Origin of the sequence: Synechococcus sp. R65.1 (genome assembly GCF_047461755.1) — a bacterium.
Taxonomy (GTDB): Bacteria; Cyanobacteriota; Cyanobacteriia; order Thermostichales; family Thermostichaceae; genus Thermostichus.
Genome location: NZ_JANSHU010000006.1, coordinates 71,717 through 97,338, shown reverse-complemented (window position 1 = coordinate 97,338; position 25,622 = coordinate 71,717). Strand labels below are relative to the sequence as shown.

Genomic DNA, 25,622 nt, shown 5'->3' with positions numbered 1-25,622 from the left:
ATGCTGGATGTGATCGCAATCAACCGGGAAACGAAAATCTCAATGCTAGAGTGTGGGCAGGGGCAGGGATCCCTGTTGCGGCAAAAGAAACTTCATGGAAGGAGGAAAATCCGATGGTTTCTCTGCGGGGCTGGCTGGCAGCGGGCATGATCGGGGCGGCTGCGATCCTGGGTGGTGCCAAAGCGTGGGGCCAAAGTAGCCTGTGGTTACTAAACGGGCAATCGACCTGGGTGAGGGGCTACTTCTACCGGGGCGAGAACATCTGGGCCCAGTGCGATCGCGATTGCCACGACGTGGATCTGGTGCTTTACGATCGCAACGGTCGGGTGGTAGCCGAAGATACGCTCTTGGACGATTTCCCCATCGTCCAAGCTCCCTACGAGGGCGACTTCGCAATCCAGGTCATCATGGCCGGCTGCCGCCACCCGCTTGGCTGTGCCGTCGTCGTCGATTCTGACTACGGCTTCTAGCGCTTCCTTCACCCCTAGCCCCTCTCCCTCTGGGAGAGGGAAAGATGTGCGCCATGCCGTGGGTATTTCGGTTCAGATTAGGACAACTGAATGCGGCTGGCTAGGCTGGTTTGTGGCTGGCTTCTTGCACTTTGGCGTGGGTAAATTTGCTCAGGCCGTGGATAGTTTTTTCCCAGTAGAAGGGCTTGGTAAAAAGCTGCCACAGGGCCATATAGGCTGCGATGGAGTGCAGTTGCCAGTAGATGGGGTTGAGAAGGGCATAGAAGGCCAGATCGTAATAACCCCGCCGAAAAACGGCCACCAAGTTGAGGTAGATCCCGATGGCATTGCCCACCAAGAGGTTAAACAGGCCCAAGTAAATTAGCCAACTGGGGAAGATATTCTGCAGCCAATGGGCGCGGGTAAACAGCCAGTAGAAAAACAGCAGCCACATGATGGGGCTGGTGAGGAAGGTGAAGAAGCTGCCGCCGATAAAGAATTGGTAGGCCAGCCAGTTTTTAAGGCCCAGTTTGCGCAACGAGCGCAGGGGGTGGCGGTTGTGGACTAGCCAAGTCTGCATGTAGCCCTTGATCCAGCGGGAGCGCTGCCGGATCCAGTTTTTGAGGGCGCAATTGGCCTCTTCGTAGGTGGTGGAGTTGATCACCCCCACCGTGTAGCCGTGCTGGCTGGCGCGAATGCCTAGATCGGCATCTTCGGTAACGTTAAAGGGATCCCACCCCTGCAGCTCCCGCAGGCGGTCGGTGCGGAAATGGTTGCTCGTGCCTCCCAGGGGGATGGGCATTTTCAGAGTTTCCAAGCCTGGCAGGAGGTAGTCAAACCAGTAGGAATACTCCAGCGTAAACATGCGGGTGAGGAAGTTCTCGTTGCGGTTGAAGTAGTTGAGGGCAGCCTGGACGCAGACCAAGCTGGGATCCCCTTTTCGGAAGGCAATGACTGCTTTTTTGAGTTGGTCGGGGTCGGGGATATCCTCAGCGTCGTAGATGGTGAGGTATTCGCCGCGGGCAAAGGCTAGGCCATAGTTGCAGGCTTTGGGCTTGGTCTTGGGCTTGCTATCCGGCACGATGAGCAGGCGCACATAGCGGGGGGGCTTGGCGGCCCGAGCAGCTTCGATGGTGGCCTGGTCGTTTTCCTCCAGTAAGATGATCACATCCAAGCGCTCATGGGGGTAGTCCAGCTTGGAGAGGGAGTTGATGAGAATTGGCATCACTTCTGGCTCTTTGTAGACCGGCACCAGGATGGTATAGATAGGCAAGTCGTGATCATCCAAAGCGGCCACTTCCTCATCGGAGATCTGGTGGAAGCGATCGGCGGATCCCACTAGGCTGAGCAGCAGTTTGAACAGGATCGAAGCGACGTAAAAAAGATTGATCAGCAGCACCAAGATCGTTAGAGTCGTCCAGGGAGCAGTGGCCAACCCCCACAGCAACAGCAGCAGCAGGCCATAGCCGACCGCAATTTGGGAGGGGGTAAACACCCGCGAGGCCGATTCCTCCGGCAGACGGGTCAGCAGCTTGTAGACTGCCTCTTGGCTGAAGCGGGATCCCTGGTCTTGGCTGAGCAGTTGCGTGATATCCTGCTCGGTGCCCAGAACTTTTTCAATTCGCAACCCTGGCCGCCAGCTGTAGAGCAGCTCATCCACCGCCCAGTCCAGGGGGTCATTGACCATCACGGTGAGGGTGTTCTCATCCGTCCAGGTCAAGGGGTAGAAGAGGTGGCGCATCATCAGCTCGGGCTCGAACTGGCGGCTCAAGCTCTCGTCGCGGTAAAGCAGCCCTGTCCCCATCAGCTCCGAGACGGAAGGATAGCCCAGCAGATGGGCTAGGATGCTGAGATACTCGGGAGTCGAGAGATAGCTCAGACGGGTCAGCACTTGCCCCAGGTTGGATCCAGTGCGGCGGCGGATGTCCAAAGCCTGCTGCCACTGCTCCAGAGTGAGACGACTGCCCAGCAGTTCGGCGGCCAGCTTGCGCTCAAGGATGACCGTCAGGATCTGCTTTTCAGTGGCCGGGATCTCCCAGAGTTTTTCTGCTTCCGGGCACAGGCGTTTCACAGCCTGCCAAACGCCGGGGTAGCCCGGCTCTTCAGTGGCCACGACAACGGTTTGCGGGTTGAGCCAGCCACAGGGCAAAAAGCGCACCGGCACCAGATCGATAGGCTCGATCAGCCAAGGCAGCTCTAGGTCGAGGGGATGCTCGAGCAACCAGCTCCTCAGCTTGGGCCGATCCAAGATCTGACAGCAGAGGCGAGCAAACTGACGGGGGTGCATGGCCCGCAAGCTCCAAAGAGCCCTGGCCAAAGAGCAGCCCACTGCTTCGCGGTACTCCTCGGCTTCCGCCAGTTGCTGCCGGGTGAGGTAGCCTGTCTGCACCAGCCAGGACTTAATCGACTGCAGCATGGCCTCTAGGTTGGGGTTCGGCTTCAGTCTGGCTTAAGCGCAAGTCCGTGACTAGCCCCCTACGAGGGGGTTGGCGGCTCAGGTCGCCGGGCCAAACGTCGATAGGTGTCCCATGCCCCCACAGCCAGCAGGATGGCCAGCAAAAGCACCAGCCAATAGCGGTACTGCCACAACAAAAGCTGCCAACTGAAGCGACCGGGGTAGCGCACCCGATAGCCTTGGGGTGTGAGATCCCAACTCTGTACCTGGGTGAGCTGGGGGGTGGCAGCGTAGGCAGTGAGCACATTTCCCTGCAGTTGGTTGGCTAGGCGACTGCGCGGATCGGCAAGGCCACGGCTGAGGCGTTCTGCCAAAGCTGGATCGGATCCCCACCAAGACAGCCACAGGGTGGGCTTGCCCTGAACCAAAAAGTACTGCAGCAGGCCAAGGTTTTCTTGTGGTTGAGCAGCCAGGGCCACCTGCTGGTTTAAGGGATTGAGGATCTCAAACTGGGATCCCAGCCGAATGGGGCTATTCAGCTCCACCTGCTCCGGGGCGGCTACCAGGATTTGCCAAGCGAAGTTTCCGCTCTCCAGTTTGCCTCCCTCTTTGGGCAGAAACTTCACGGCGGGCAAAAGCGGTCGGGCGGCCAGCCGGCTCAGGGCCCCAACCAAATAGGCAGCAGCCGGCAGCAACTGCGGATCCCCCAGCCCAACCCGTCCGGATCCCTGCAGCACCGCTGGGATCTCCTGCAGCTCGCCGCTAGGGGCTTGGTAGCCGCTCCAGAGAAGGCCAGAGCTATCGGAACGCACTTGCAAAGTCAGCGGGGTCAGGGATCCCTGGCAATTACCGGGGCTGGCGCCATAGTCAAAGCGGAGCTCCAGTTGATTAAAGCGGCGCAGCAGGCGGGTGGGCAGAGTAACAGTCTCGTTGAGCTGGGTGCGGCCTGTCAGGTTGTAGGTGCGCAACAGAACGCCATTCAAGAACACGTAGCCCGTCAGGCGATCCCCGGCCCGGCCATCCACTGGGTTCATGATCACATCCAGTTGCGCTGCCAGATCCCGCGGGCGCCCCCCCAGTTGAGATAGGTTGAAGTTGAACACCAACGACTGGCTGCCAAACCCCCGCAGCAGGGGATCCACAATCCCCAGCTCACGGAAGCTGAGGCGGTTGGTTCTGAGGGCCTTCTCCAAATCGGCTACTGCTGCCACCTGGATCCCTCGGCTCACCAGACCTGCCCGCTTCCACTCTTCATAGAGGGCAAGAATGGCCTCGCGGCGGGCGGCTATCCGTAGGCGGGATCCCTCGGGGGTAATTTCATGCTGCAAGTGGGGGGTGAAATTGGCCGGTTCTAGGGTAACCTGAGCTCCTGCAACCGGGCGGTTGCTCCAGAGAATAGGGGTCTGGGGAAAGAGGTGGGAAAGCAAACTATAGAGCCAAAGGGCCGCTTCTGCGGCTTCAGGAGTGAGGTTGGCTGGCACCACCAGAGTAAGCTGAGGGTATACCAGGCGCAGAAAGCCAGCCACCGTGGTATCCGGAACGCGGGGCACCAACTCAAAGAAACTGTCCCGCCCCACCGTCAGCAACAGATTGCCGGTGTTGAGATCGGCGCAGATGTCATCGCTGATGCTCAAAAAAGGCTGGACGGAGACAGTAATAAAGCGCTCCCCAGGGGGCAGAGCTGGGATCGGCACCCGCACCACTGGCTCTTGCCGCAAATCTCCCACCAGAAAGATCCCGACCAGCTCGTCGTTAATGAGCACCCGCACGGTGGAAGTCGGCTTCAGCACCGGTGAGGGCTCCAGCCGCAACTGCACAAAGCTGGCCTCGGGGTCAAGGCCGTTGAGGGGGGCAGGGACAGTAACATCCAGGCGCGGGTCGGATCCCTGCAGCAGCACCGAGCGCTCGTAGCCTAGCCTTTGGAACGAAAGAGGCTCTGCTTGTCCTGCCTCTACCGGCACGCAGCACAGCAAACTGGCAACGAGCAGCGCCCATTGTTTTCTCTTCTGGCTCACCCTTTTCCTTGTTTGTTTGGATCCCTAGACATGCACAGACAAAGCCTAGCGCTAAGGTGGGAGCAGCCGCCCAGGCTTCAGAAGTTATTAGCCGGTCACAAGAGAGCTTTCTTGTCTTGGGCCTACCCTATGAGCGAGCGTAGTCGTCCTCGAAGCGTACAATATCGTCCTCTCCCAAATATTCCCCGTTTTGCACCTCGATGACGACCAAAGGGGTAGTGCCAGGGTTTTCCAGGCGGTGCTTGGTACAGGGGGGGATGTAGGTGGACTCGTTGGAGTTGAGTAGCATCACCTCTTCGCCCCGCGTGACCCGCGCCGTACCCCGCACCACAATCCAGTGCTCGCTGCGGTGGTAGTGCATCTGCAGGCTGAGGCGATGGCCAGGCTTGACTTCGATGCGCTTGATCTTATACATCGGCCCTTCATCCAAGACCCAGAAGGCTCCCCAGGGTCGGATTTCTGCCTGGGAGGGCAAAAGCTCCAGCGTTGGAATTGCCGCGTCGTCCCTGTCCCGCGCAGACTGTAGCATTGAGGTCACACCCTGTTCCCGTTCAAAGACCTTCCTATCTTCACCTGCAGCCCAGCAACTTTTCATCGACCATTTTGCTGAACCCAATACGCCAAAGTGCGTAGAAGAAACGCCTCAAAAAAGGGAAAACTAGTCTAGCTTTGTAGGGATCCCAAAACACGTCCATCGATCCCAAATAGTTTTTCTGAAACTTGTTGGCATTAAGTCACTCCTTGGGATTCGATGAGGTGTTCAAGTCTCCTAGAACTAATTGTGAAGTTTAGCTAAGTTTGTTCGTGAAGCATCTATGTTTGCAACTCAGCTTAAAGCCTTCTGGAGGCTCTTTGCGCCCATCGGGATCCCGTTGCTGCTCCTAGCTGGCCTTTTGTGGGGGCTCAAGGAAGGCTGGGGCTGGGTAAGCCTGGAGATGCAGTTTCTTGGCTACAAGGGATCCGTAGCCGCCCTGGGGCCGGATCCGCGCCTGCCCATTGTCGGCACCACTTTCCCCCCCTCCCTGGTGCTGGCCACGGCCATTTTGGGGCGATCGCCGCTGTTGCTGCAGGCCATTTTGGGAGCCCTGTTGTTGGGCTGGATGGGGCAACAGTTGCGCCGTCTGCCCGCCGGCCTGGGGTGGCGCTGGCTGTGGGGCTTGTTGCTGCTACTGCAGCCGGCTTTGATCCTGATGCTGCTGCGTAGCCCCACCTGGACAGCTACCTCGCTTTTGCTGGGGGTGAACATGGCCTTGTTGTTTCCCCTGGCCGATGAGAAACAAGCAGTGGAGAAGGATGAGCTGCCCGTTACGCTGCGGCTGCTGCTCATTGGCCTGACCTTGGGGCCTCTGATGGTGCTGCGCTGGGAAAGTAGCTGGCTGCTGCCCTGGCTGGCGATAGCACTGCTATTGGCTTTTCGCCGCGAATCCTGGGGGTTTCGCTGGGCTTCGCTGCTGGTGGCAGGGTTTATCAGCCTGGCCCTGATGTTGAGCTGGCTGTATGTGAATTGGCTGTCGGTAGGGGATCCCTGGGCTTTCACCTACCAGGTGGGCAGTGGCCTGCGGCTGCCCCAGTTGCGGGAAGACTTACAGCAGGTAGGTGGCTGGCGGGGGCTGCTTGAAGCGGGAAAGTGGCTGGCGCTGCTGGCTCCTGCCTATTTGCTGTTGGGGATGGGATCCCTGTTGGGTCACGGTTTGGGCCGTCGCGTCTGGGCCTTGGTCTGGGGGATGCCGCTGGTCATCCTGCTGGCTTCTCTAGGGCAGGGGCTGTTTTTGCGGGAGCTGAGCCGCTTTGGCCTTTTCTGGGTGCCGCTGCCTTTGCTGATGGGCGCCTACTTGTGTCGCGGAGCCGGCCCCGGCTGGGCTAAGCGCCTGTTGATCACTGCTCTCTTGGGGTTGAACTGCCTCACTGCCGGTTATGGGGTGAGCCAAGAGCCGGGTTTCCTCATGCCCCTGGTGGCTGAGGAGCGGGATCTCTGGGAGCGGCTGGTGGCAGGGGTAGTGCCCCTTAGTGGCGAGTTGGAAGCTGCCCAAAACCTGTATGAAGTAACCTCTGCTGGGCAAGCCCTAGAAGACTGGCGGAGGCTGCGGCAGGAAAAGCGCCAGGTTGGGCAGTATCTCTATCGCCACCTGTTGCCCGGCGAGAGGGTGCTGGTGGACGACGACATCCACTTTGAGGCTATCTTTTGGGCAAGGGATCCCCGCTCTTTCCTTACTCCTCACCAGTACGAGTTTGCCCTGGCCCTTCAGCATCCCCAGGAAAGGGTGGACTACCTCTTGGTAGCGGGGCTGGCGGATCCCTTGCGGAGCGCCGATCGCATCCTGCAATTTTGGCCTGAGCTCAATTTTGAGGGGCTGCCGGGCTTCAGGGAGGTTTATAGCTCCCCCCAAGTGCGGCTGTGGGCCCGCCAGGTAAAGCTTGAGGAGGAGACGGAATGAGCTGGAGACGACGATGGCCGAGGCGACAGGTGCTGCAGATGGGCGGAGCGCTGCTAGCTGCCTATGGAGTTGCCGGCTGTGGTCAAGGCTCCGAAAACGTTGCCCTTGGGAACCTGAACTTGTCAAAGCTGCTGGCCCGCTGGGAAGTGGGCATCGGGGCAGATCCCGGTCGCTTCCTCTGGGAGATTGAGTCGGATCCTCAGGTGGCGGCGGTGGCGCGGGGCTGGGATCCCCATTTCCTGAGCGGCTGGCTCAACAGCTTTGACCACCGCCAGGGGGATCTCTCCTTCTGGCGCAACTGGCACCAGGCCGGGCTTCTGCGGCAGTGGTTTGAGCGGGGCTACAGCCTGCACATCATCACCTGGGAAGACGACACCCACCGCCCCTGCGGCGACTACCACATCTCCCAGCAGTTTATCCAAGACGTAGCTGAGCTGGCGGGGTATATTGCCCAAGCCAACCCCCAAGGCCGCCCCACCTACTGGAGCTTGGCCACCGAGTTCTCCTACTGGCGCATCCCTGCCGATACCTACAACGCCGACACTGCCCCCTACTACCAGGCTCTCATGCGCAACGTCCTAAGAGCTCGCCAGGCCATCAAGGAGCGTTTGCCAGAGGCCGAAGTGGCCCTCTGCTGGGGCGGGTGGATTGCCACCTTCGACGATCCCCAGCGCGGGTCGGGGCGCAGCATGGTGGAGCCCTTTGCCGAGACCATGAGCCAGATGGACGGGATCGCCTTCCAGTCCATGCGCCAGCGGCGGCCAGGGGAGTTTAACCCGGAGCTGAACGGCCCGGATCCGGGCAACCCGGAGCAGATCCGTCTCTGCTGCCGCCTCTTTGCCCCCATCCACCGCAACTTGATGCTGGCCCACTACGAGCCCTCGATCAAGGACAAACATCCCAACGGCGGCCGGGCCGACACCGTCCAGGTGGATTTTGAGATCATGAGCCGGCCCGACTGGCTGCAGGAGGTGTCGCAACTGGGGCTGCGGCGCCTGTCCCTGATGCACTACGGCCTCTACAAAGGGGATCCCTATGGAGCGCTGACGGCAGCGCGGCAATTTCGGGCCCGCGTGGGTTTGCCGGCTGTGGCCCAGGGGGTGTAGGGAAAGCCCTGTGGGCGACGGCCCAAAGCGGCCTTCTGCCGATACAATCCCCCTCGGCGGCGCTGCTGTTGCCGGGAAAAGAAGAGAGGGATCCCTAGATGAAGCCTTTTGCAATTACCAGAAGCTGGCTGCTGGCCCTGGGCCTTGCCCTGGGGGGGTGGGAGCTGCCGGCCTGGGCGGGCTGTGGCTTTCCGCGCGGGGCAGGTCAGACGTTTTTTTCCCTCCAGCCCGAGGTGTACCAACCCCGCACCCGCTTTGACCAGGGGGGACGCCTGCAGCAGGCCCTTTCCGAGTACGGCGAGACCCGCCTCAACCTGTTTGCCGAAACCGGCCTCAGCGATCGCCTCACCCTCAACCTCAACACCAGCTATGTTTTTTTGGAAAATCGCTTTGCTAGCGGCGACCAGCTTGTAACCCAGCGCAACCAGGGCCTGCGGGATCTGGAACTGGGCCTGCGCCATACTTGGGGGAACGGGGATCCCTTCTTCTCGGCTCAGCTAACGGCCTTGATCCCGCCCGGATATGCCACCGAAAATACCCCCCTGCCCTTGGGGTACGGCGTCTTCGGCTATGATCTCAAAGTTGGGGCGGCAGCCAATGTCGAGCTGGGATCCCTGCCTGCCTTTTTCGACTCCTGCCTTACCTTGCGGGATTACCTAGGCTATCCGGGCGACCGCCTCAAAGCCAACTTGACCTTTGGAGCGGATCTCAGCCCTGAGGTGCAGGCCATTGTGGCTCTGGATGGCGACTTTACCCTCGGCAACGGCGCCCCTTTGCTCTTTGGAGATGTGGCAGTGCAGGATCCCGACTACGATAGCCTCAAGCTTTCCGGCCAGCTCAACTGGCGACTAGAGGGAGGGTTAACGCTGGGCCTAGGAGGGTTTCAATTCTTGACTGGTCGCAACACCAACGCCGGCGGCGGCTTCACCGGCTATGTGTGGCTGAGTTACTAAAACCCAACAAAATATTGCAGGATACCCGCCTCGGTAACAGGGATCCGCAGCGCCAGATCTAGGATGAGTCTTGGCAGCTGTTGGCCAGGAGAACGGATCCCATGCCTCGCTTTGAAAACATCATTGCCGCCATCGACGGCAGCGGCCCCACCGAGCAGATGGTGCATACTCTCCTGTCCTTGCCGGCCTTTGCCCAGTGCCACGTGACGCTGCTGCATGCGGTGCCTTCCCAGACTTCTGCCGAGGAGATGCGGGCTGCCTGGCAAAAGGGGCAGGAGCTATTGGCCCAGACGCTGCAGACCTTTCCCCCGCGACCTGGGCTGAAGATCAGCACCCAACTGGTGGAAGGGGATCCCAAGGTGGTGGTGCTGCAGGTGGCTGAATCTCTACCCAATCCACTGATTGTCATGGGATCGCGGGGGCGCAACCGCATCATGGCCATTTTGCAGAACTCGGTGAGCCAATACGTGTTCCAGCTTGCCTCCTGCCCCATGCTGCTGGTCAAGGACGACGCCTACGTCAAATACCCCAGCCACGTCATGGTGGCCCTCAACAACTCCCCCGCCGCCCAGGCCGCCTTTGCCACGGCCCTGGATCTAGTGGCCGGCATCCCGGGAGCCCAGATTTTCCTAGCCTCTGTGCAACTGGATGCCGATGCCCAAGCGCGGGACGAGGTTCTGGATAAAGCCATTGCCACTCTCAAAAGCCGCCAAATCAGCCATCGGGTGTTCACGGCGGTCGGGGATCCGGGCACCGAGATTGTCCGATTGGCGGAAGAAAGCAAGGCCGACCTGCTGGTGATGGGATCCCCAGATCGCCGGCCCAGCATTGCCCGCAGTATCCCCGACTTGGATCGGCTCTTGGGACGATCTGTCTCCGACTACGTGCGGGTGCATATCGGCTGCCCAGTGCTGATGGTGCGCTCTGTCCAAGACTGACCTAGGGCAAGATGGAGCGGTGCTCCGTCACGCGGTCGCTCTGCTGCTGGCGATCTGGGCTGACGGCCCAAGCCTCGAAGATTAGCTCAGGGACGCCGGGAGGGATGGTCATGCGGGTGAGAGCTTGCCACTGCCCCTGCTCGTTGCGGGAGAAGTCCAGCAACCAACGAGGGCCATCCACCAAAGAGCGGGTGCGGCCATGCTTGACCCAAAACTTAATCCACAAGGGAGGCTGCTCGCTCGAGCTACTGGCAGAATTGAGCGAGGCGGGCAAACGCAGCACTACGTCAAAATTGTCACCTGCCCGCAGGTGCTCGGGCACCAGCAGTTGGGGCGCTGGGCACACGCCTGGGGGCAAAGGCAGGGTTTCCGGGTTTTGGTCAGTCACAGCTAAGGGTGGGGTGGGCTGGATCTCGGTTTGGGCTGGCAGGACAGCCTCTTTGCCAGGCGGCTCAGTTGGAAGAGTCCCCACCCCAGGTTGGGCGTTAGCTTTGGCTGCAGCCTCTGCTGGGGAGGCAGGGGAGGCTGGGAGTTCTTCTGGCGGAAGCGGGTCGGGAGCTTCTTTTCCCCCAGAGGCGCTGCGCTGCCAGATGCGCAACAACTTCTGCAGGGTGCGCTCGGGGGAGAGCAAGGTTGTGGTCGAGGCAGGGCTGGCCTCAGGGATGGGTGGCTCTTCTTCCTGGGGCAAAGAGGGTGGCCCTTCCCCCTGGCCGCGGCAGCGAACAGAGAAGGGGGCTCTCAGCAGCTCTGGATGCTGCCAGGAGGAGGGAGCAAGGCACACTTCTCCCCGCAGAGGGCGAGCCCAGGGCTGGCTGGGTAGGGTGAGGGGAATGCTAAACACTGCCGTTCGCGCCTGTCCTGGGAGTTGAATCTGCCGTCGCCCTTGGAAAAGGGGATCCGGGCTCCCCTCCTGCCAAAGCCGTACCTGCAGTTCGCCGCTGCAGCCAATTCGCCCCGTCAACACCAGTACTTCCTCAGGGGATCCCTCCAGTTCGCTGTGCATGAGGGAAAACAGCTCGGGTGGGGGGGCAGGCTCTTTGGGCTGAGGAGCGGATTCGGGCTCTGTTGGCTGGGCCACCAAGGCGGCTGCTGGTTCTGACTGAGCCGGGGCAGGCACGACCTGGAAACGCAGACAATTCTTCAGCTCCTTCTCGCCAAACAGCTCAGCTATCAAGTCGGCATCGCGGCAGTGCAGTTCCCAGGAACCAGGGGCAAGACGAGTGGCCGGCAAGACAATGGCAATCCCCTCCTCGTTGGTGCGCACCGAACGGGTTTGCAAGAGTTCTCCCTTCGAGGCCTTCGCCTCTGCTGGGGCTTGTTCATCCTCTGCTGCCAAAGGGCGGTGGCGAACTTCCACAGTAATGGTGAAGTAGGGCTGGGGACAATGGGCCAGGACAGTGTACGTGTCTTCCTCCAGAACGGCTCCTTCGGCTGGTACTGGCTGCCATTCTTCTTGTCCGTTGCGCCGTACCCAAAAACTCAGCATTGTGCGGTCACCTCTGGGAGAGCAAATACTTCACCAGCTCAGCTTGCAGGAGGGTTTGCTGCTGTCCTGTGGGCAAGTGCTTCAGCTGCACCTCGCCGGCCACCGCTTCCGCATCTCCCAGGACCACAGCCCAAGTGGCGCCGCTGCGGCTAGCCCGCTTGAACTGCTTGCTAAAGGGGCTGCCGCTGAGATCCAGCTCGGTGCAAAAACCAGCTTGGCGCAGGGCCTGGGCAACCTGAAGAGATTGGGCCTCTGCCTTGGCTCCGCGGGAGATCACGTAGACGTCCAGCGGCCTGGCCACCCCCTCTAGCTGCTTCTTTTGCAGCAGCAACACCAGCCGCTCCATGCCGATGGCCCAGCCTACGGCCGGGGTCGGCGGTCCGCCCAGCTCTTCCACTAGACCGTCGTAGCGGCCGCCCCCGCAGACAGTGCTCTGGGATCCCAATTCCGGCGAGACGATCTCGAAAGCAGTGTGGGTGTAGTAGTCCAAGCCGCGCACCAGGTAGGGATCCAGCTCATAGGGAATGTCTAGGGCTTTGAGATGAGCTTGCACTTGCTCGAAGAAGGCGCGTGAGTCCGCGCTAAGGTAATCGGGCAGCTTGGGCGCTTTCTCAACAATGGCGCGGGTGTGGGGATCCTTGCTGTCGAGGATGCGCAGGGGGTTGCGGCCAAGACGCTCCTGGGAGTCCGGATCCAGCTCTTCCTTCAAGGGGGTGAGGTAGTCCACCAGGGCTTGGCGATAGGCCAGCCGGTCCTGCGGATCCCCAAGGGAGTTGAGCCGTAGGGTGAGGTTTTCCGCCCCCACCGCCCGCAGCAGATCCCAGGCCAGAGCGATAACCTCGGCATCGGCGCGGGGATCGCGGCTGCCCAGGAGCTCCACCCCCAACTGATGGAACTGGCGTTGCCGCCCCGCTTGGGGACGCTCGTAGCGAAACATCGGCCCACAGTACCAGAGGCGCTGCACATCGCCCGCCATCTGCAGCCCGTGTTGGATGTAGGCCCGCACCACACCAGCAGTGTTCTCGGGACGCAAGCTCACCTCCTGCTCACCGCGGGTGCTAAAGGAGAACATCTCCTTGCCCACCACGTCGGTGGCACTGCCGATGCTGCGGGCAAAAAGCTCCGTCAGCTCCAAAATGGGGGTGCGGATCTCCTGGTAGTTAGCCCGCCCCAAGATCTCGCGGGCACTGGCCTCCACCTGCTGCCACAGCCTTACCTCCTGAGGCAGGATGTCGCGGGTACCCCGCACCGCGTGGATTTTTCCCATGTCTGTTCCTCTCGCCCAGAGCCCCGCCCTGGGAAGCAAGGGTTCGTGTCAATGCCATAATATCGCCCTGCTGGCGGGGGGCAGAGCTAGCCTCGGCTCAAGGGCTCAAGCTAGCGTAGAAAGCGGCAACTTGGCTGGCAGCGGCCACCGCCGCGGTGGTGGATCGCAGGATCGTAGGGCCCAAAGAAACAGGCACTCCGCCGTGGGCTTCCGCTTGGCGGCGCTCCGTCTCTGTCCAGCCACCTTCTGGGCCAATAGCCAGCGCCACGACGGCACCCCTTAGAGGCGGCAGGACTTGCAGCAGCGGGGGGGCGTTTTGGCGGGCAACCGCTATGCCCCACCAGTTGGCCTTGAGCTCAGCCAGCCAGCGGCTCCAGGAAGTAGGCAGGTCAATTTGAGGCCAGTGCAGCCGCTCACACTGTTCTGTTGCCTCCCGCACAATTTTTTGCCAGCGTTCCTGCCGCCCCGATCCCGGCTCCACCACGCTGCGCTCCGTCAGCAGAGGGGTAATGCGCGCTACCCCCAGCTCGGTAACCTGGCGAAACACCTCGTCAAATCCCGGCCCCTTGACCACTGCTAAGCCCAGATGCAGGTAAACGGGCAATTCCCGCGGCGGGGCCTCTACCTCAGCCACAATTTGGCATTTCTGGGGCTGCCAATGGGCCAGCCACAGCTTGCCGGAGCCGTCCAAAACCAAAAAGGGATCCCCCCCCCGAAGGCGGTGCACCCGCTGCAGGTAGTGCCGCTGCGGGCTGGTTAAATAGATCCCACCGGTGGGATCCCGCTGGGCCGGGTCGATAGCTAGGCGGGGCAGGGAACTTAGAGAGCGCGTGCGTTCAGACAGCACCACTCCCCCCGTCGCCAAAGGGCTGCAACCAACCACTCGTTGGCCTCCAACATCTCCGTAACCAACCTGGCCTGCTCGAGGAGAATGCCGCTGAGGATAAGCCAGCCCCCTTTCTTCACCACTAGGCCAAACCCCGGGATCATATCCAGGATCACGTCGGTCAGAATGTTGCACACCAGTCCATCCACCATCTCCGGAATGCGTTCCAGACTGCCCTGAGCCACCTCGATCCGGTCTGTAAGGCCATTGAGGTCGCGATTGTGGAGTGCTGCCTGCACCGCCAGCGGGTCAACATCCACAGCATAAACCCGCTTGGCCCCTAAGAGGGCTGCCGCCACCGACAGAATGCCCGAACCGCAGCCCACATCGGCTACCGTCACCCCCTCTGTACCCGCTCCTAGGCGCATCTCCAGGGCTTCCAGGCAAAGCTGGGTGGTCGGATGGGTGCCTGTGCCAAAGGCCATGCCCGGATCCAGCTGCAGCAGGAGACGGCCAGGGTGAGGGGGTGGATCCAGCCAGGCTGGACAGATGAGCAGCCTCTCTCCCACTGGCTCAGGCCGCCAGTGTTGCTTCCAACTGTTGCTCCAATCCTCTGCTTCCATTCGTTCCCAGTGCAGCTTGGGAAGGGGCTGGCCGGCCACGAGGGCATCTTGCCGCAGGCGCAGCGCCAGAGCCGCCAAGTCCAAAAGAGTGGCGCGGAAGCAGGGCAAATAGGCGTGAATGCTAATTTGGTCTTCGCCATAAGCCTGGCTGGCCATGCCCTGACAGCCAAAGCTCTCCAGCCGCCAGAAGATCTGGTCTTCCTGCACAGGGGAGGCGAGGATGTGGAGATCCCACCAGGCTCCACCCGGATCCGGCACCTGGGCAGAGGAACGCGAGGAGGGATCGGCAACAGTCCTGCTCACGGCGGGAGTTCTTGAACGGGAAAACAAAAAGGCTGCCAAAGGGATGCCGTTGGCTTGGCCAAACCAGTTCTTGTTCTAATTTAGGATCACCCGCTGCCCTGCAGCTCCCCCTGCTGGGGGGTTTTTGATGCCCTCCTTGATCCCGTGAGATAGAGTTTAATTGGACGCGCGCTTTGCCTCCCCTGAAAGCTCCGTGCGGGTGAGTGGAGTCGGGTTGTGCTTTGTCGAGCGGAAGGGGTGAGAGAGATGGCAGCTGAGCAGTCAGCAGAACAAGACACTCCACCCTCCCTCGAGATGGCTGGGGAAAGTGGGGCTGAGGCTCCCCCTTTGCCCAGGGTCGGCCCTGCCAAGAACTCGATCCCGCTGACCCGAACCGCTCTGATGCGGCGCTTCAACGAGAGTTTTCCACCTTTTTACAGCCAGTTTGTTAGCAGTGAGATCCAGGTGCAAAACTTGCGTCTGGCCTATGCCCTTTATCAAACCCGTAGGGCAGTGGTGCAGATGCAGGACGAGCGGGGCAAGACGGTGGTTTGTCTAGCCTATCGCAACCGGCCTTCTCTGCTCAGCGACCTATTTGGGGTGCTGACGGCCTTCAAGCTTTCGCTGCACGGCATCCATCTCTACGGGCAGATCTACTCGCCCCACTTGGTATTTATCCGCCTCACGGTCTCCCGTGATGGCCACAGCCTTTCCTCTCAAGCCAAGCTCAACCTAGAGCGAGCCATTCACGAGTGTCTGGCCGGGGTGTTTCCTGTTCACGAAACCCTGGCGCTGGAGTTCGATCTCAAAGCCAGCCTGAAAGACGTACAGGTTTCTTTTTACTTTGACCCAGTGTTTCACCTGCCCACGCTGTTGGTGGATGTAGACAACCAACTGGGCGTGTTTTACCGGGTGATGAGGGCCCTGGCGCAGGAGGATTTAACCGTTGTTAACCTCAATTTGATGTTTCGCCGCAACCGAGCGCGCTTTATTTTCTACTTGCTAGGTCCCGACTCAACTCTAACCATGCCGGAATTCCTGAGGCAAAAATTGGCCCTGAACATCCAGCAGCGGCTGCAGGGGGATCCCGTCTAGATCTGCACAGGATTGGGAGGCGAATCGAAAAGGACGGTGCTCAGGTAACGCTCAGCCCAGGCGGCGCCAAAGGCTTTTTCCAAAACACGGCGGGTGCGGTCGTTCTGCTGTTGTTGGCTGCAGTAGCGCTGCTGCCCTTGGTAGTGGAGCAGGATCTGCTGGGGATCCGTCTGCGGGGAGATCTGTTGCGCCAGGTGGCAGTGAATCTCCAGGTAACGGCAAGCAAAGTGCAAAAAGCGCTCGGCCTCTGCTGCATCGCTAGGACGTATGAATAGGCAGTAGGGGGAAAAAATCGTGCCCCAAGGTGGCAACTGGCGCCGGTGTTGGAAAGGGGCTAAATGAGCTCCTACAGCTTCCAGCTCCCGGATGTAGGGATCCGGCAAAGTGGGAGTGACCGGTGAGAGATCGACGATGGCGGCGCTCACCTGGCCGCGACCAGCCACAATGTCACAGCCAAACAGGGGCAGCGGGTACTGCGGCTGTGGAAACATAACACAGTGGAGGATATCCAGGCTTTGGCCAGCCCGGGCCAGCTCCAGGTGCAGCTTGCGGAAGGGCCCCCCCTGGTAGCAGCGGTTTTCAATCTGCAGTTTTTCGCCCTCTAGGCGGCCCTCCACGTAGCTCAGATCCTCTGGCAGGTCGTAAGGGGCCAGGGCAAAGTGGGATCCCCATAGCTCTAAAATCGCCTCCGAGAGGCGCTGGATGAGGGGATGCAGTTGAGCCTGTAACGCAGGAGCCGTGAACACGGAAGGGGTGGGATTCGAACCCACGGTGGCCTTGCGGCCACAACGCTTTTCGAGAGCGCCACAATCAACCACTCTGTCACCCTTCCAGTTTGCATAGCGCTTTACTATCTTAGCGGCAAACGGGCTATCCTGACCGGATCCTCGCCCCCAGAATGCGGAGGATGCGACTCGATGAGATCATAGGAAGTATGGCTGCCCTCTCCATTCACCACTTCCGCCAGGCTAAGCAGACCGGTCAACCGCTGGTGGCCCTCACAGCTGCCGACTACGTCACAGCCCAGATTTTGGATCAGGCTGGGATTGACCTAATCCTGGTGGGCGATAGCCTGGCTATGACCAGCCTGGGCCATAGCAGCACCCTGCCCTTGACCCTGGAGCAGATGATCCACCATGCCCAGGCGGTGCGCCGCGGCGTAGAACGGGCCTTTTTGGTGGCCGACTTGCCTTTCTTGAGCTACCAAGTCTGCAAAGAACAGGCCCTCTTCTCGGCAGGACGGCTGATGAAGGAGGCGGGGGTAAATGGAGTGAAGCTGGAAGGGGGCTACCCGGCCATGGTTGAGACGGTGGCCTTTCTGGTGCAGCGAGGGATCCCCGTTCTAGGCCACATCGGCCTCACGCCCCAGGCCAAACACCAGCTGGGGGGCTACCGCCAGCAAGGGAAAACGCCGGAAGAGGCGGAGCGGCTGCGCCAGGAAGCTTTAAACCTAGAGCAAGCCGGGGCTTTTGCTCTAGTTCTAGAACACATGCCGGCGGACTTAGCTGCCCAAATTACCCAGCAACTCCGGATTCCAACCTTGGGAATTGGGGCTGGCCCAGGCTGTGATGGCCAGATCCTCGTCACCCATGACCTCCTAGGCCTAAGCGAGCGGATCCCACCTTTCGCTAAGGCCTACGCCAACTTAAGACAGGTAATCCGGGAAGCAGTGGAAGCTTTTGCTGAGGATGTTCGCCAGAAAGTATTTCCCCCCTCTTATCCCTGTGGCCAGACTGTGTTATCCAACAAATAAGGAAGCAGAGCTAAGCAAAGACCCCGTAAGGTAACCCTGTGATTCCGGCTGGACTGAAACGCTACGCCGTTCGCTACCCTTCTATGCCCCTGATGGTTTATCGGGAGCTAGCTGCCCACTTGGCTTGTGTTCCCGGGGTAGAAACACAGCTGGAATGGAAAAAAGATCCTAGCTTTAACTACTCCGCTAGCCAAATAGAGGCGCTGCACATTTACCAAGGGCCAGAGGCTGATATAGAGCAAATTCAGCGTATCCTTGACCACTACGGCTCATGGCAGTATAGCCCTCTAGAGGACTAGTTTCCTCTGCTTGCCGAACAGGGATCCCAGAAAGGGATCCCTGGCCTATTTTTAGCTGGGAAAGTTCTGGGGCAGGAGTGCCTCGGAGGGTTACTGGCTTTGAGCTGGTAGGTGCAACTTACGGGCCAAGCCTAGCTGCGCCAGCACCCAAATGACCCAGTAGGTCATGTCAATTTCCCACCAACGCAAGCCTGCTTTTACACACTTTGGATCAGCGTGGTGGTTATTATGCCAGCCTTCGCCGTAGGTCAAAAGGGCAGCCCACCAAAGGTTGCGGGCATTGTCGTTGCTCTCGAAAGTTCGATAGCCCCAAAAGTGACTGGCCGAATTGATCAGCCAGGTGCAGTGCAGCAGCAGCACCGTCCGTACAAAAATGCCGTAGATAACGAACGACCAACCTCCCCACAGATAGAGCACGGCAGCTAGCGGCAGTTGCAGCAGCAACCCATATTTGTCCAGCCAGCGGTAAAAGGGATCCCGAGCCAAGTCGGGTGCAAAGGCAAAATACTTCTCAGGGTTGAAAAATTCTTCCCGCTGGTAGATTAGCCAAAGCATGTGGCTCCACCAAAAGCCTTTGCGGGCCGAGTAGGGATCCTTTTCCTCATCCTCAGTAAATGCGTGATGCTGGCGATGGCCACCTACCCAAAAGATTGGCCCTCCTTGAAGAGCCAGAGTACCGAGCGTAGCAAAGACGTATTCCAGCCACTTAGGCACTTGAAAGCTGCGATGGCTGAGAAGGCGGTGATAACCCAAACAAATCCCCAAGCTGCCAAAACACCAGTGGAAAAATAGGGCCACTCCCAAGGCAGGCCAAGAGAAGAAAAGAATGCCGCCCACCAAAGCAATGGCGTGGAGAACTAGGAAAAAAAGAGCGAATTCCCAAGCAAAGCGGAAAGACTTTTGGGATGCGGAGCCGTCGGAGTTGCCCAAGGACTTGGGGGAAAGAGAGATTGCCATGAACTAGATAAACCTCAAGGTAGAGAAGTAAAGTGGCGCAGAGTCCAATCGCTCCCTGCACAGTTGTCGCCCCCAGCACTAGGAAACGCAGTGTGCCTTCCCCACCCTTGCCAGGGCAAGTTTTAGCAAGGTAGGCGGACAGCAGCAAGAGGGCAACAGAGCAGACGATGTCATCTGGCCTGAGGTTAAGCTTAACGATATTTCACCCCAAGTGCAAGCGATACTTGCAGATTGCTTCTCGTCTTCAGGATCTTCTCTTGGCTCCTTACCCCATCCCCTACCATGGCACGTCCTTCTTCCCGGCAAAGGCTGCTAAAGGCAGCTCGAGAGCTATTCGTCCGACAGGGCATTGCCCAGACTACCACCCGCCAAATTGCAGACTTGGCGGGGGTTCACGAAGTAACCCTGTTTCGCCACTTTGGCAGCAAGCAGGGACTCCTCCTAGCCGTATTCGGTGAGCTGGGAGTTTTCTCCGGGATTGCCGACTTACCCCTGCCGGCGGCTCCTGCCACCTTCCAGAGCTCTGAGCTGCAAGCCATTCTCCTGCGCTATGTCCAAACCTGCTTCCAGGCTCTAGCCAATAACCCTGAGCTGGTGCGCTCATTGGTGGGAGAAGCAGGCTTCTACTCCGAGGAGCATCGCCGCGCCTTGAGAGCAGGCTTCCTGCAGGCCCAAGAGCAGCTAGCCGGCTACCTGCAGCAGATCCCCAGCCCCGAACTCCAGGCAATTGACCCGGAGCACCTTCACGCAGCTGCTGGGGTTCTCCACCTGATGATTCTGGGGACAGCTGTGTTGGCCGTTACCGCTGGCTTGCCTGCCGACGACGGTAACCAGCCCTCCTCTAATCCAGGGGACAAAGGCACTTCTGAAAATGACATCAGCGCCGCCTCTCTTCTCGATATCTGTGTAAAGCTGTGGATGGCGGCCTTGAGGGGGATGAAGGAAACCTAAAAAAAGAGAAGAGATGAGGAGGTTGTAAGCCGGGTTCTGTAGTGGGGTACTCCGAAGAGCAGCCCCCACTGGCGGCCATCTCTCTGGGAGTGATGTTGCCATCACCCTCTAGCGGCTCACCACCACCGAGACCACCCTTCCCCAACCACTTGGCTGAGTACCGTGACCTCGGTGCAGCCGACAGGGGCGAAGAACAGCCATAGTCCTGCGGCTGCGGCCTTGCTTTCCACCGGGGTTTACCGAGCCAGCGCCTCACGACGCTGCTGGTGGGCTCTTACCCCACCTTTGCACCCTTACCTGTGCTGGACTCCCAGCCATCGGCGGTATGTTTCTGTGGCACTATCCTCGCGGTTTCCCGCACTGGGCTTTCCCCAGCGGTGTGTTCTTCTGAAAGCCCGGACTTTCCTCATCCTGCTGTCTAGTGGCGACAGCGAGGACGCGGCCGCCTGCCCCTCCTATCTCTTCATTTCAATTCAATCCTACCGCATCCCCCTAGCGTAGAAAATCCCTCCCTGGGCCTACAGTTCCTTGTCGGGGAAAGCGCTGCATCAGCTCTTGGACAGCCTCGGCATGGTAGGAGCTGCGGGTAAGCGGGGAGGACACCACCTGCAAAAAGCCCAGCTCTTCCCCCACCCGTCGCCAGTGGTCGAACTCCTCTGGGGGCACGTAGCGCTCCACCGGCAGGTGCTTGGGGCTGGGCGCCAGGTATTGCCCAAGAGTGAGGATGTCGCAGCCTACCCGGCGGAGATCCTGCATCACCTGCAAAATCTCTGCCGCAGTTTCTCCTAGCCCCAGCATTACCCCCGACTTGGTGTAAAGGCCAGGATCCCACTGCCGCGCCAATTCTAGCAGCTTAAGGGAGCGCTCGTAGTTCCCCTGGGGGCGCACCCGCCGGTAGAGGCGGGGCACGGTTTCGGTGTTGTGGTTAAGCACCGTGGGGCGGGCAGCGAGAATCTGCTCCAAGGCCTGCCAGTTGCCGCACAAGTCCGGGATCAAGACCTCGATGGTTGTCTGGGGCATGCGGCGGCGGATTTCGGTAATGCAGGCAACAAACTGGCTGGCTCCCCCATCGGGGAGATCGTCCCGGTTGACGGAGGTAATCACGGCATGACGCAACCCCAGCCGTTGCACAGCCTCTGCCACTCGCAGCGGCTCGGTGGGATCCAAAGGCAAAGGGCGCTTGGTGAAGTCGATATCGCAGTAGGGGCAGGCGCGGGTGCAGGCTGGGCCCATGATTAAGAAGGTGGCGGTGCCGTTGGCAAAGCACTCTCCTAGGTTGGGACAAGAGGCCTCTTCGCAGACGGTGTTCAGACCTAAGTCCCGCAGCAGCTGTTTGACGGAGCCTACCCGCTGAGGTGCCTTGGCCCGCAGCCAGGCTGGTTTGCCACTAGGGGAAGCAACGGCACTCAAAGAAAACCCTCCAACTAGCCACCAACGGCAACTCGTGTATCTCTTAGCTTATCCGCCTTGAGGGCAGGGCAAAAGCCCGCAAGCACTTTGATTACCAACTTGTACTAGACTAGGGTTGGCCGATACGAAGCCAAGGGCTTCGTCCCGCTACGCGATTGCCAAGGCGGTGCAGCTTGCTGAGGGGGCCAAAGCGGGGGCAGGTAGCGCCTTTGCAAACCTTTTCATAGGTATTCCCTGCTTTGGTTGGCGGGAGTACCAAGGCATACTGGAAAGCGAGTGTCGAGCGATAGGGATCCCACATGGTTGTTGCTGCTCCTCCCTCTCTGGAACAACTTGCCATCAACACCATTCGTTTTTTGGCGGTGGATGCTGTTCAGAAGGCCAACTCCGGCCACCCTGGCCTGCCGATGGGGGCAGCACCCATGGCCTATGTGCTTTGGCAGCAGTTTCTGAAGTTCAACCCCCGCAACCCCAAGTGGGTGGATCGGGATCGCTTTGTCCTCTCGGCAGGCCACGGCTGCATGCTGCTGTATGCTCTGCTACATCTGACCGGCTTTGACGTCAGTCTTGAAGATCTCAAGCAGTTTCGCCAGTGGGGATCCAAAACCCCCGGCCACCCGGAAAACTTTGAAACCCCTGGCGTGGAGGTGACTACGGGCCCTCTGGGGCAGGGGGTGGCCAATGCAGTAGGGCTGGCCATTGCTGAAGCTCACCTTGCGGCCCGCTTTAACAAGCCTGGCCACACGATTGTTGACCACTACACCTACGTGATCCTGGGCGACGGCTGCAACATGGAGGGGGTGGCCTCGGAAGCGGCTTCCCTAGCTGGCCACCTCAAACTGGGCAAGCTGATCATGCTCTACGACAGCAACCACATCTCCATCGATGGCAGGACGGAAATTACCTTTACCGAAGATGTGGGCAAACGCTACGAGGCCTACGGCTGGCATGTGCAAAAAGTGGAGGACGGCAACCACGACCTGAAAGGGATCGCCGACGCTATCCAGGAGGCCAAAGAAGTTACCGACAAGCCTTCCCTGATCATTGTCGAGACCACCATTGGCTACGGCTCCCCCAACAAAGCTGGCACTGAGAGCGTCCACGGAGCACCGCTGGGGCCAGAGGAGGTGAAGCTCACCAAGCAAAACCTGGGCTGGCCGCTGGAGCCTGAGTTTTACATTCCCGACGAAGTGCTGGCTCACTTCCGCCAGGCCATTGAAAGAGGGGCCAGGGCCGAGGCCGAGTGGAACGAGCGCTTTGCCGCCTACGAGAAGGCCTACCCAGAAGAGGCTGCTGAGTTTAAACGGATCATGGCGGGGGAGCTGCCTGTGGGCTGGAAAGAAGCCCTAGCGCCAATTGCCGAAATCGGCAGGGAGTCCACCCGCAATCTCTCAGGTCTTTGCCTTAACGCCTTGGCCAAGGCGGTACCTGAGCTGCTGGGCGGATCTGCCGATCTGGCCCACTCCAACATGACTTACTTGAAGGGGATCCCAGAATTTCAGGCCGGCTCCTACCACGGGCGCAACTTCCGCTTTGGAGTCCGGGAACACGCTATGGGAGCTATCGCCAACGGCATGGCCCTGCACGGCGGCCTTATCCCCTACGACGCCACCTTCTTGGTTTTCAGCGACTACATGCGGCCGGCCATTCGCTTGTCGGCCCTCTCGCGGGCGCGGGTGCTCCATGTGATGACCCACGACTCCATTGCCCTGGGAGAGGACGGCCCCACCCACCAGCCTATTGAGACGCTGGCCTCCCTGCGGGCTATCCCCAACCTCTACGTCATCCGCCCTGCTGATGCTCGCGAGACGGTAGGAGCCTACCAAGTAGCCCTCGAGTCCAAGTCCACCCCCTCGGTGCTGGTGTTTACCCGGCAGGCGGTCAATCCCGTGGAAGGTACCTCCGTGGAGGGAGTGGCCAAGGGAGCCTACGTGGTGGTGGATGCCCCCAACCCGGAGCTAATCTTGATCGCCACCGGCTCAGAGCTGGAGCTGGCGGTGAAGGCTGCTGCCCAACTGAAGCAGGAAGGCCGGGCGGTGCGGGTGGTCTCCATGCCCTGCATGGAGCTGTTTGAGGCCCAGCCTCAGAGTTACCGTGACTCTGTCTTACCCCCCAGCGTTACTAAGCGCATCTCCATCGAGGCGGGCTCCACCTTTGGCTGGCACAAGTACCTGGGTTTTGAGGGGGTAGCCATTGGCATTGACCGCTTCGGCGCTTCTGCCCCTGGCCCCGTGTGTATGGAGAAGTTTGGCTTCACGGTGGAGAATGTGCTCAATACTGCCCGTCGTCTCCTAGGCTAACCCTTGATACGCCCAGCAGGGATCCCTAGCCTGTAGCGTATGAGCGCCTCAAAGCTAGGCAAAAGCAAGGGTGGGAGGGTAGCAGCTCTATTGGCTGGCGGGATCAGTGGAATGCTGCTCCAGGGATCCCCCTGGGTTGCCGCTCAGCCTGCCCTCCAAACGGTGCCGCTGCCGCGCCTGCCAGTGGGTGTGGATCAAGCGGTCTTTGGCCGGCCAGTGGCTCGCTTCAACCCCACCCCACCTGTTGAGGTGGTAGTCCGCAACCGCACTGGCCTGCCTTTGGAATACGGCTTTACCGATCCGCGCCAGGGTATCTCGGAACTGCAGCCGGGCGAAACGCTGCGCTTGAGCAGCCCGACCCTCCCCAACTGCCTGGCCATCAACACACCCATGTTGGGGCCGGTGGGCTACCAGGTGAGTGTGGATCCCGCGAATGTCATCACCGTGGAGGTGCGCCTAGTCAACGACGTTTCGGGCGATCACTGCCTAGACCTGCAAGAGACAGGCGCCATCTTTGTCAATTGATGTTGGTGGGAATCCCTGCATCTCCAGAGAGCAAAGCCCCCCAGAGGCTCAAGTGTATTGACAGAGGTTGCCAGCTGGAACAGGATGCAGAGAGGAGGCTGGGATCCAGCTTCTGGCTAGGCAGGGGTAAAGCTGCCCCAACTCAACTTTTCCTTTGGACGGTCTCATGAGCAATCAGTGGTGTCCCCGGTTTCGCAGGGTTCTGGTGGCTGGCGCGGCGATTGTGGGGTTGGCAAGCTTGCCAGCAAAGGCCCAGCAAGTTACGGATCCCAGCCCGGCTCAGGCGGCCACCGATGTTGAGCCTACCTCTCCAATCTCGGCTTCTTTTCGCAGCCAAAATGGGGTCAGCGTACGCCCGGAAACGGTGAGGGTTTTCCTGAATGGCAGAGAGGTTACCTCGGAAGCAGTGATCACGCGCGATTTCTTTACCTACCGTCCCCCTCAGCCCCTGCCGTCAGGGCGTCACGAAGTCTTGCTGGAGTTCACCAACACCCAGGGAGTGACCCGCCGCGTCACCTGGAGCTTTACGGTGGGCAGCCCTGTCCGTGCCTCCATTGATCTAGTAGATCACAACGCCGGCCATCGCCCCCTGTCAGCAGGCGAGATCTTGCTGGTAACCGTTAAAGGCACTCCCTCTAGCCGAGTAACCGTTTACCTCGTTCAGGATGGACGGCAGGTGCAAACTCTACAGGCCCGGGAAGTTTCCAGCGGCACTTACGTGGTCAACGTCCTCGTTGAACCGAAAGATGCTACTCGCGAAGGGATCGTCATTGCGCGTTTGGAAAACAACGGCCAGGTGCGCTTTATGACTGCAGAACAGCCAGCTCGCTTGATCGAGGGGGCTGGCGGCGGTATCCAGCGTCTTGCCGCCCAAGAAGTTTCCGCAACTGCCCCTGTCCCCAGCCTAGTGCCCCAGATTACTAACTTGCGGGACGGGGATCGGGTTGCCGGCCCTTCCTTTACGCTGCAAGGCACTACGGCTCCCAATGCTTCAGTGCGGGTAACGGTAACGGCCTCAACTTCAGTGGGGGGCATTCTCAGCGCTCAGCAGACGGTGATGAACCAAACTGTCCAGGCCGATAGGCAGGGCCGTTTTACCATCACCGTCCGACCCCCCATTCCGGCCGCCGGCACGGTGTATCCGGTCAACCTCACGGCTACTTCTGGCAGCCAAACTAGCCCGACAGTAACCCTGCGCCTTACCCAGCAGTAGCGATCCGGCCTATCGTTTGTCTCCGCTAGGGGGAAGGTCAGTCCAGGTCTTTAAGCCCTGCCGTTGGTGGCGAGCCCTGAAGGTCTTGGGTAAGGGTTGGGGAGAGGGAAGAGCGCTGTTGCCAGCGCCACAGAAGGGCGGCCATAACCACAGCAGGGGAAGCAATCATGGTGACCATTACCGGCAAAGTCTTCGGCAAGGCCAGGTAGGGGCCACCGTATTTGATGGCGGCGCTAATAGCAGCAGCAGCTACCATCAATTTTAGGGCCGACCCAAGGGTCTTGGGCTGCATAGCTCTGCCACTCCCTTGCCATCTGGACGCCAGCTCTCACAGGCTAGGCTAG

General features: G+C 60.0%; 22 protein-coding genes, 1 tRNA gene and 1 other RNA gene. 11 read left to right on the top strand and 13 right to left on the bottom strand.

Annotated features, from left to right (window positions below):
• Positions 1-113: 113 nt before the first annotated feature.
• The gene (locus NW814_RS04595) at positions 114-470 is read left to right on the top strand and encodes a hypothetical protein (protein WP_414405368.1); all 357 of its coding nucleotides are present in this window, start codon (positions 114-116) and stop codon (positions 468-470) included.
• A 100-nt stretch (positions 471-570) separates the two neighbouring features.
• On the opposite strand, the gene NW814_RS04590 is transcribed toward NW814_RS04595, so the two are convergent.
• The 3 genes from NW814_RS04590 to NW814_RS04580 form a co-directional block, all read right to left on the bottom strand.
• Complete coding sequence (locus NW814_RS04590; protein ID WP_414405367.1) at positions 571-2,865, bottom strand: glycosyltransferase family 2 protein; 2,295 nt, start codon at positions 2,863-2,865, stop codon at positions 571-573.
• Between the two features lie 59 nt (positions 2,866-2,924).
• A complete protein-coding gene (locus NW814_RS04585) occupies positions 2,925-4,859 on the bottom strand; it encodes a cellulose biosynthesis cyclic di-GMP-binding regulatory protein BcsB (RefSeq protein ID WP_414405366.1) in 1,935 nt (644 codons plus the stop codon).
• Between the two features lie 127 nt (positions 4,860-4,986).
• A complete protein-coding gene (locus tag NW814_RS04580) occupies positions 4,987-5,388 on the bottom strand; it encodes a cupin domain-containing protein (RefSeq protein WP_414405378.1) in 402 nt (133 codons plus the stop codon).
• 286 nt (positions 5,389-5,674) lie between these two features.
• On the opposite strand from NW814_RS04580, the gene NW814_RS04575 reads away from it, so the two are divergent.
• The 4 genes from NW814_RS04575 (at position 5,675) to NW814_RS04560 (ending at position 10,291) form a co-directional block, all read left to right on the top strand.
• Entirely contained in the window at positions 5,675-7,294 is a 1,620-nt protein-coding gene (locus NW814_RS04575; protein ID WP_414405365.1) for a hypothetical protein, read from the top strand.
• Positions 7,291-8,400, top strand: coding sequence for a hypothetical protein (locus tag NW814_RS04570; RefSeq protein ID WP_414405364.1), 1,110 nt, complete (start codon positions 7,291-7,293; stop codon positions 8,398-8,400). The genes NW814_RS04575 and NW814_RS04570 overlap by 4 nt, the downstream gene beginning before the upstream one ends.
• A gap of 98 nt (positions 8,401-8,498) precedes the next feature.
• Complete coding sequence (locus NW814_RS04565) at positions 8,499-9,353, top strand: hypothetical protein (RefSeq protein WP_414405363.1); 855 nt, start codon at positions 8,499-8,501, stop codon at positions 9,351-9,353.
• A 101-nt stretch (positions 9,354-9,454) separates the two neighbouring features.
• The gene (locus tag NW814_RS04560) at positions 9,455-10,291 is read left to right on the top strand and encodes a universal stress protein (protein WP_414405362.1); all 837 of its coding nucleotides are present in this window, start codon (positions 9,455-9,457) and stop codon (positions 10,289-10,291) included.
• Between the two features lies 1 nt (position 10,292).
• Here NW814_RS04560 and NW814_RS04555 read toward each other — a convergent pair whose 3' ends face one another.
• The 4 genes from NW814_RS04555 to prmA all read right to left on the bottom strand — a co-directional run bounded on the left by NW814_RS04555 (position 10,293) and on the right by prmA (position 14,751).
• On the bottom strand, positions 10,293-11,777 hold the full coding sequence (locus NW814_RS04555; protein WP_414405361.1) for a hypothetical protein: 1,485 nt from the start codon (positions 11,775-11,777) through the stop codon (positions 10,293-10,295).
• 7 nt (positions 11,778-11,784) lie between these two features.
• Positions 11,785-13,044 carry a histidine--tRNA ligase gene (gene hisS / locus NW814_RS04550; protein ID WP_414405360.1) on the bottom strand — a complete coding sequence of 420 codons (1,260 nt, stop codon included), beginning with the start codon at positions 13,042-13,044 and terminating at the stop codon, positions 11,785-11,787.
• A 97-nt stretch (positions 13,045-13,141) separates the two neighbouring features.
• Positions 13,142-13,894, bottom strand: coding sequence for a 16S rRNA (uracil(1498)-N(3))-methyltransferase (locus NW814_RS04545; RefSeq protein WP_414405359.1), 753 nt, complete (start codon positions 13,892-13,894; stop codon positions 13,142-13,144).
• A complete protein-coding gene (prmA, locus tag NW814_RS04540) occupies positions 13,864-14,751 on the bottom strand; it encodes a 50S ribosomal protein L11 methyltransferase (RefSeq protein ID WP_414405377.1) in 888 nt (295 codons plus the stop codon). Before prmA ends, NW814_RS04545 begins: the two co-directional genes overlap by 31 nt.
• Before the next feature lie 291 nt (positions 14,752-15,042).
• Here prmA and NW814_RS04535 point away from each other — a divergent pair, with 291 nt between their 5' ends.
• On the top strand, positions 15,043-15,870 hold the full coding sequence (locus NW814_RS04535; protein WP_414393616.1) for a hypothetical protein: 828 nt from the start codon (positions 15,043-15,045) through the stop codon (positions 15,868-15,870).
• On the opposite strand, the gene NW814_RS04530 is transcribed toward NW814_RS04535, so the two are convergent.
• Together NW814_RS04530 and NW814_RS04525 are read right to left on the bottom strand one after the other, a co-directional pair.
• Positions 15,867-16,616: a phycocyanobilin:ferredoxin oxidoreductase gene (locus tag NW814_RS04530; protein ID WP_414405376.1), complete on the bottom strand. Its 750-nt coding sequence runs from the start codon at positions 16,614-16,616 to the stop codon at positions 15,867-15,869. The genes NW814_RS04535 and NW814_RS04530 overlap by 4 nt on opposite strands.
• Positions 16,616-16,702, bottom strand: a tRNA-Ser gene (locus NW814_RS04525). Before NW814_RS04525 ends, NW814_RS04530 begins: the two co-directional genes overlap by 1 nt.
• Positions 16,703-16,804: 102 nt before the next feature.
• Here NW814_RS04525 and panB point away from each other — a divergent pair.
• Complete coding sequence (gene panB / locus NW814_RS04520) at positions 16,805-17,623, top strand: 3-methyl-2-oxobutanoate hydroxymethyltransferase (RefSeq protein ID WP_414393617.1); 819 nt, start codon at positions 16,805-16,807, stop codon at positions 17,621-17,623.
• Between the two features lie 389 nt (positions 17,624-18,012).
• On the opposite strand, the gene NW814_RS04515 is transcribed toward panB, so the two are convergent.
• Positions 18,013-18,879 (bottom strand): acyl-CoA desaturase, encoded by an 867-nt coding sequence (locus NW814_RS04515; RefSeq protein WP_414393620.1) that lies wholly within the window; start codon positions 18,877-18,879, stop codon positions 18,013-18,015.
• A gap of 282 nt (positions 18,880-19,161) precedes the next feature.
• Between NW814_RS04515 and NW814_RS04510 the strand changes: the two genes are divergently transcribed.
• Positions 19,162-19,830 (top strand): TetR/AcrR family transcriptional regulator, encoded by a 669-nt coding sequence (locus NW814_RS04510; RefSeq protein WP_414405358.1) that lies wholly within the window; start codon positions 19,162-19,164, stop codon positions 19,828-19,830.
• Positions 19,831-19,839: 9 nt separating this feature from the next.
• Here the strand turns inward: NW814_RS04510 and rnpB are convergent.
• Positions 19,840-20,288, bottom strand: an RNA gene (gene rnpB, locus NW814_RS04505) — RNase P RNA component class A.
• 34 nt (positions 20,289-20,322) lie between these two features.
• The gene (gene lipA / locus NW814_RS04500) at positions 20,323-21,240 is read right to left on the bottom strand and encodes a lipoyl synthase (RefSeq protein WP_414393624.1); all 918 of its coding nucleotides are present in this window, start codon (positions 21,238-21,240) and stop codon (positions 20,323-20,325) included.
• A gap of 299 nt (positions 21,241-21,539) precedes the next feature.
• On the opposite strand from lipA, the gene tkt reads away from it, so the two are divergent.
• The 3 genes from tkt (at position 21,540) to NW814_RS04485 (ending at position 25,278) form a co-directional block, all read left to right on the top strand.
• Entirely contained in the window at positions 21,540-23,540 is a 2,001-nt protein-coding gene (gene tkt / locus NW814_RS04495) for a transketolase (RefSeq protein ID WP_414405357.1), read from the top strand.
• Positions 23,541-23,579: 39 nt separating this feature from the next.
• Entirely contained in the window at positions 23,580-24,065 is a 486-nt protein-coding gene (locus tag NW814_RS04490) for a hypothetical protein (RefSeq protein ID WP_414405356.1), read from the top strand.
• Positions 24,066-24,231: 166 nt separating this feature from the next.
• A complete protein-coding gene (locus NW814_RS04485; RefSeq protein WP_414405355.1) occupies positions 24,232-25,278 on the top strand; it encodes a hypothetical protein in 1,047 nt (348 codons plus the stop codon).
• A gap of 37 nt (positions 25,279-25,315) precedes the next feature.
• Here NW814_RS04485 and NW814_RS04480 read toward each other — a convergent pair whose 3' ends face one another.
• Positions 25,316-25,570, bottom strand: coding sequence for a hypothetical protein (locus NW814_RS04480; RefSeq protein WP_414405354.1), 255 nt, complete (start codon positions 25,568-25,570; stop codon positions 25,316-25,318).
• Positions 25,571-25,622: the final 52 nt, after the last annotated feature.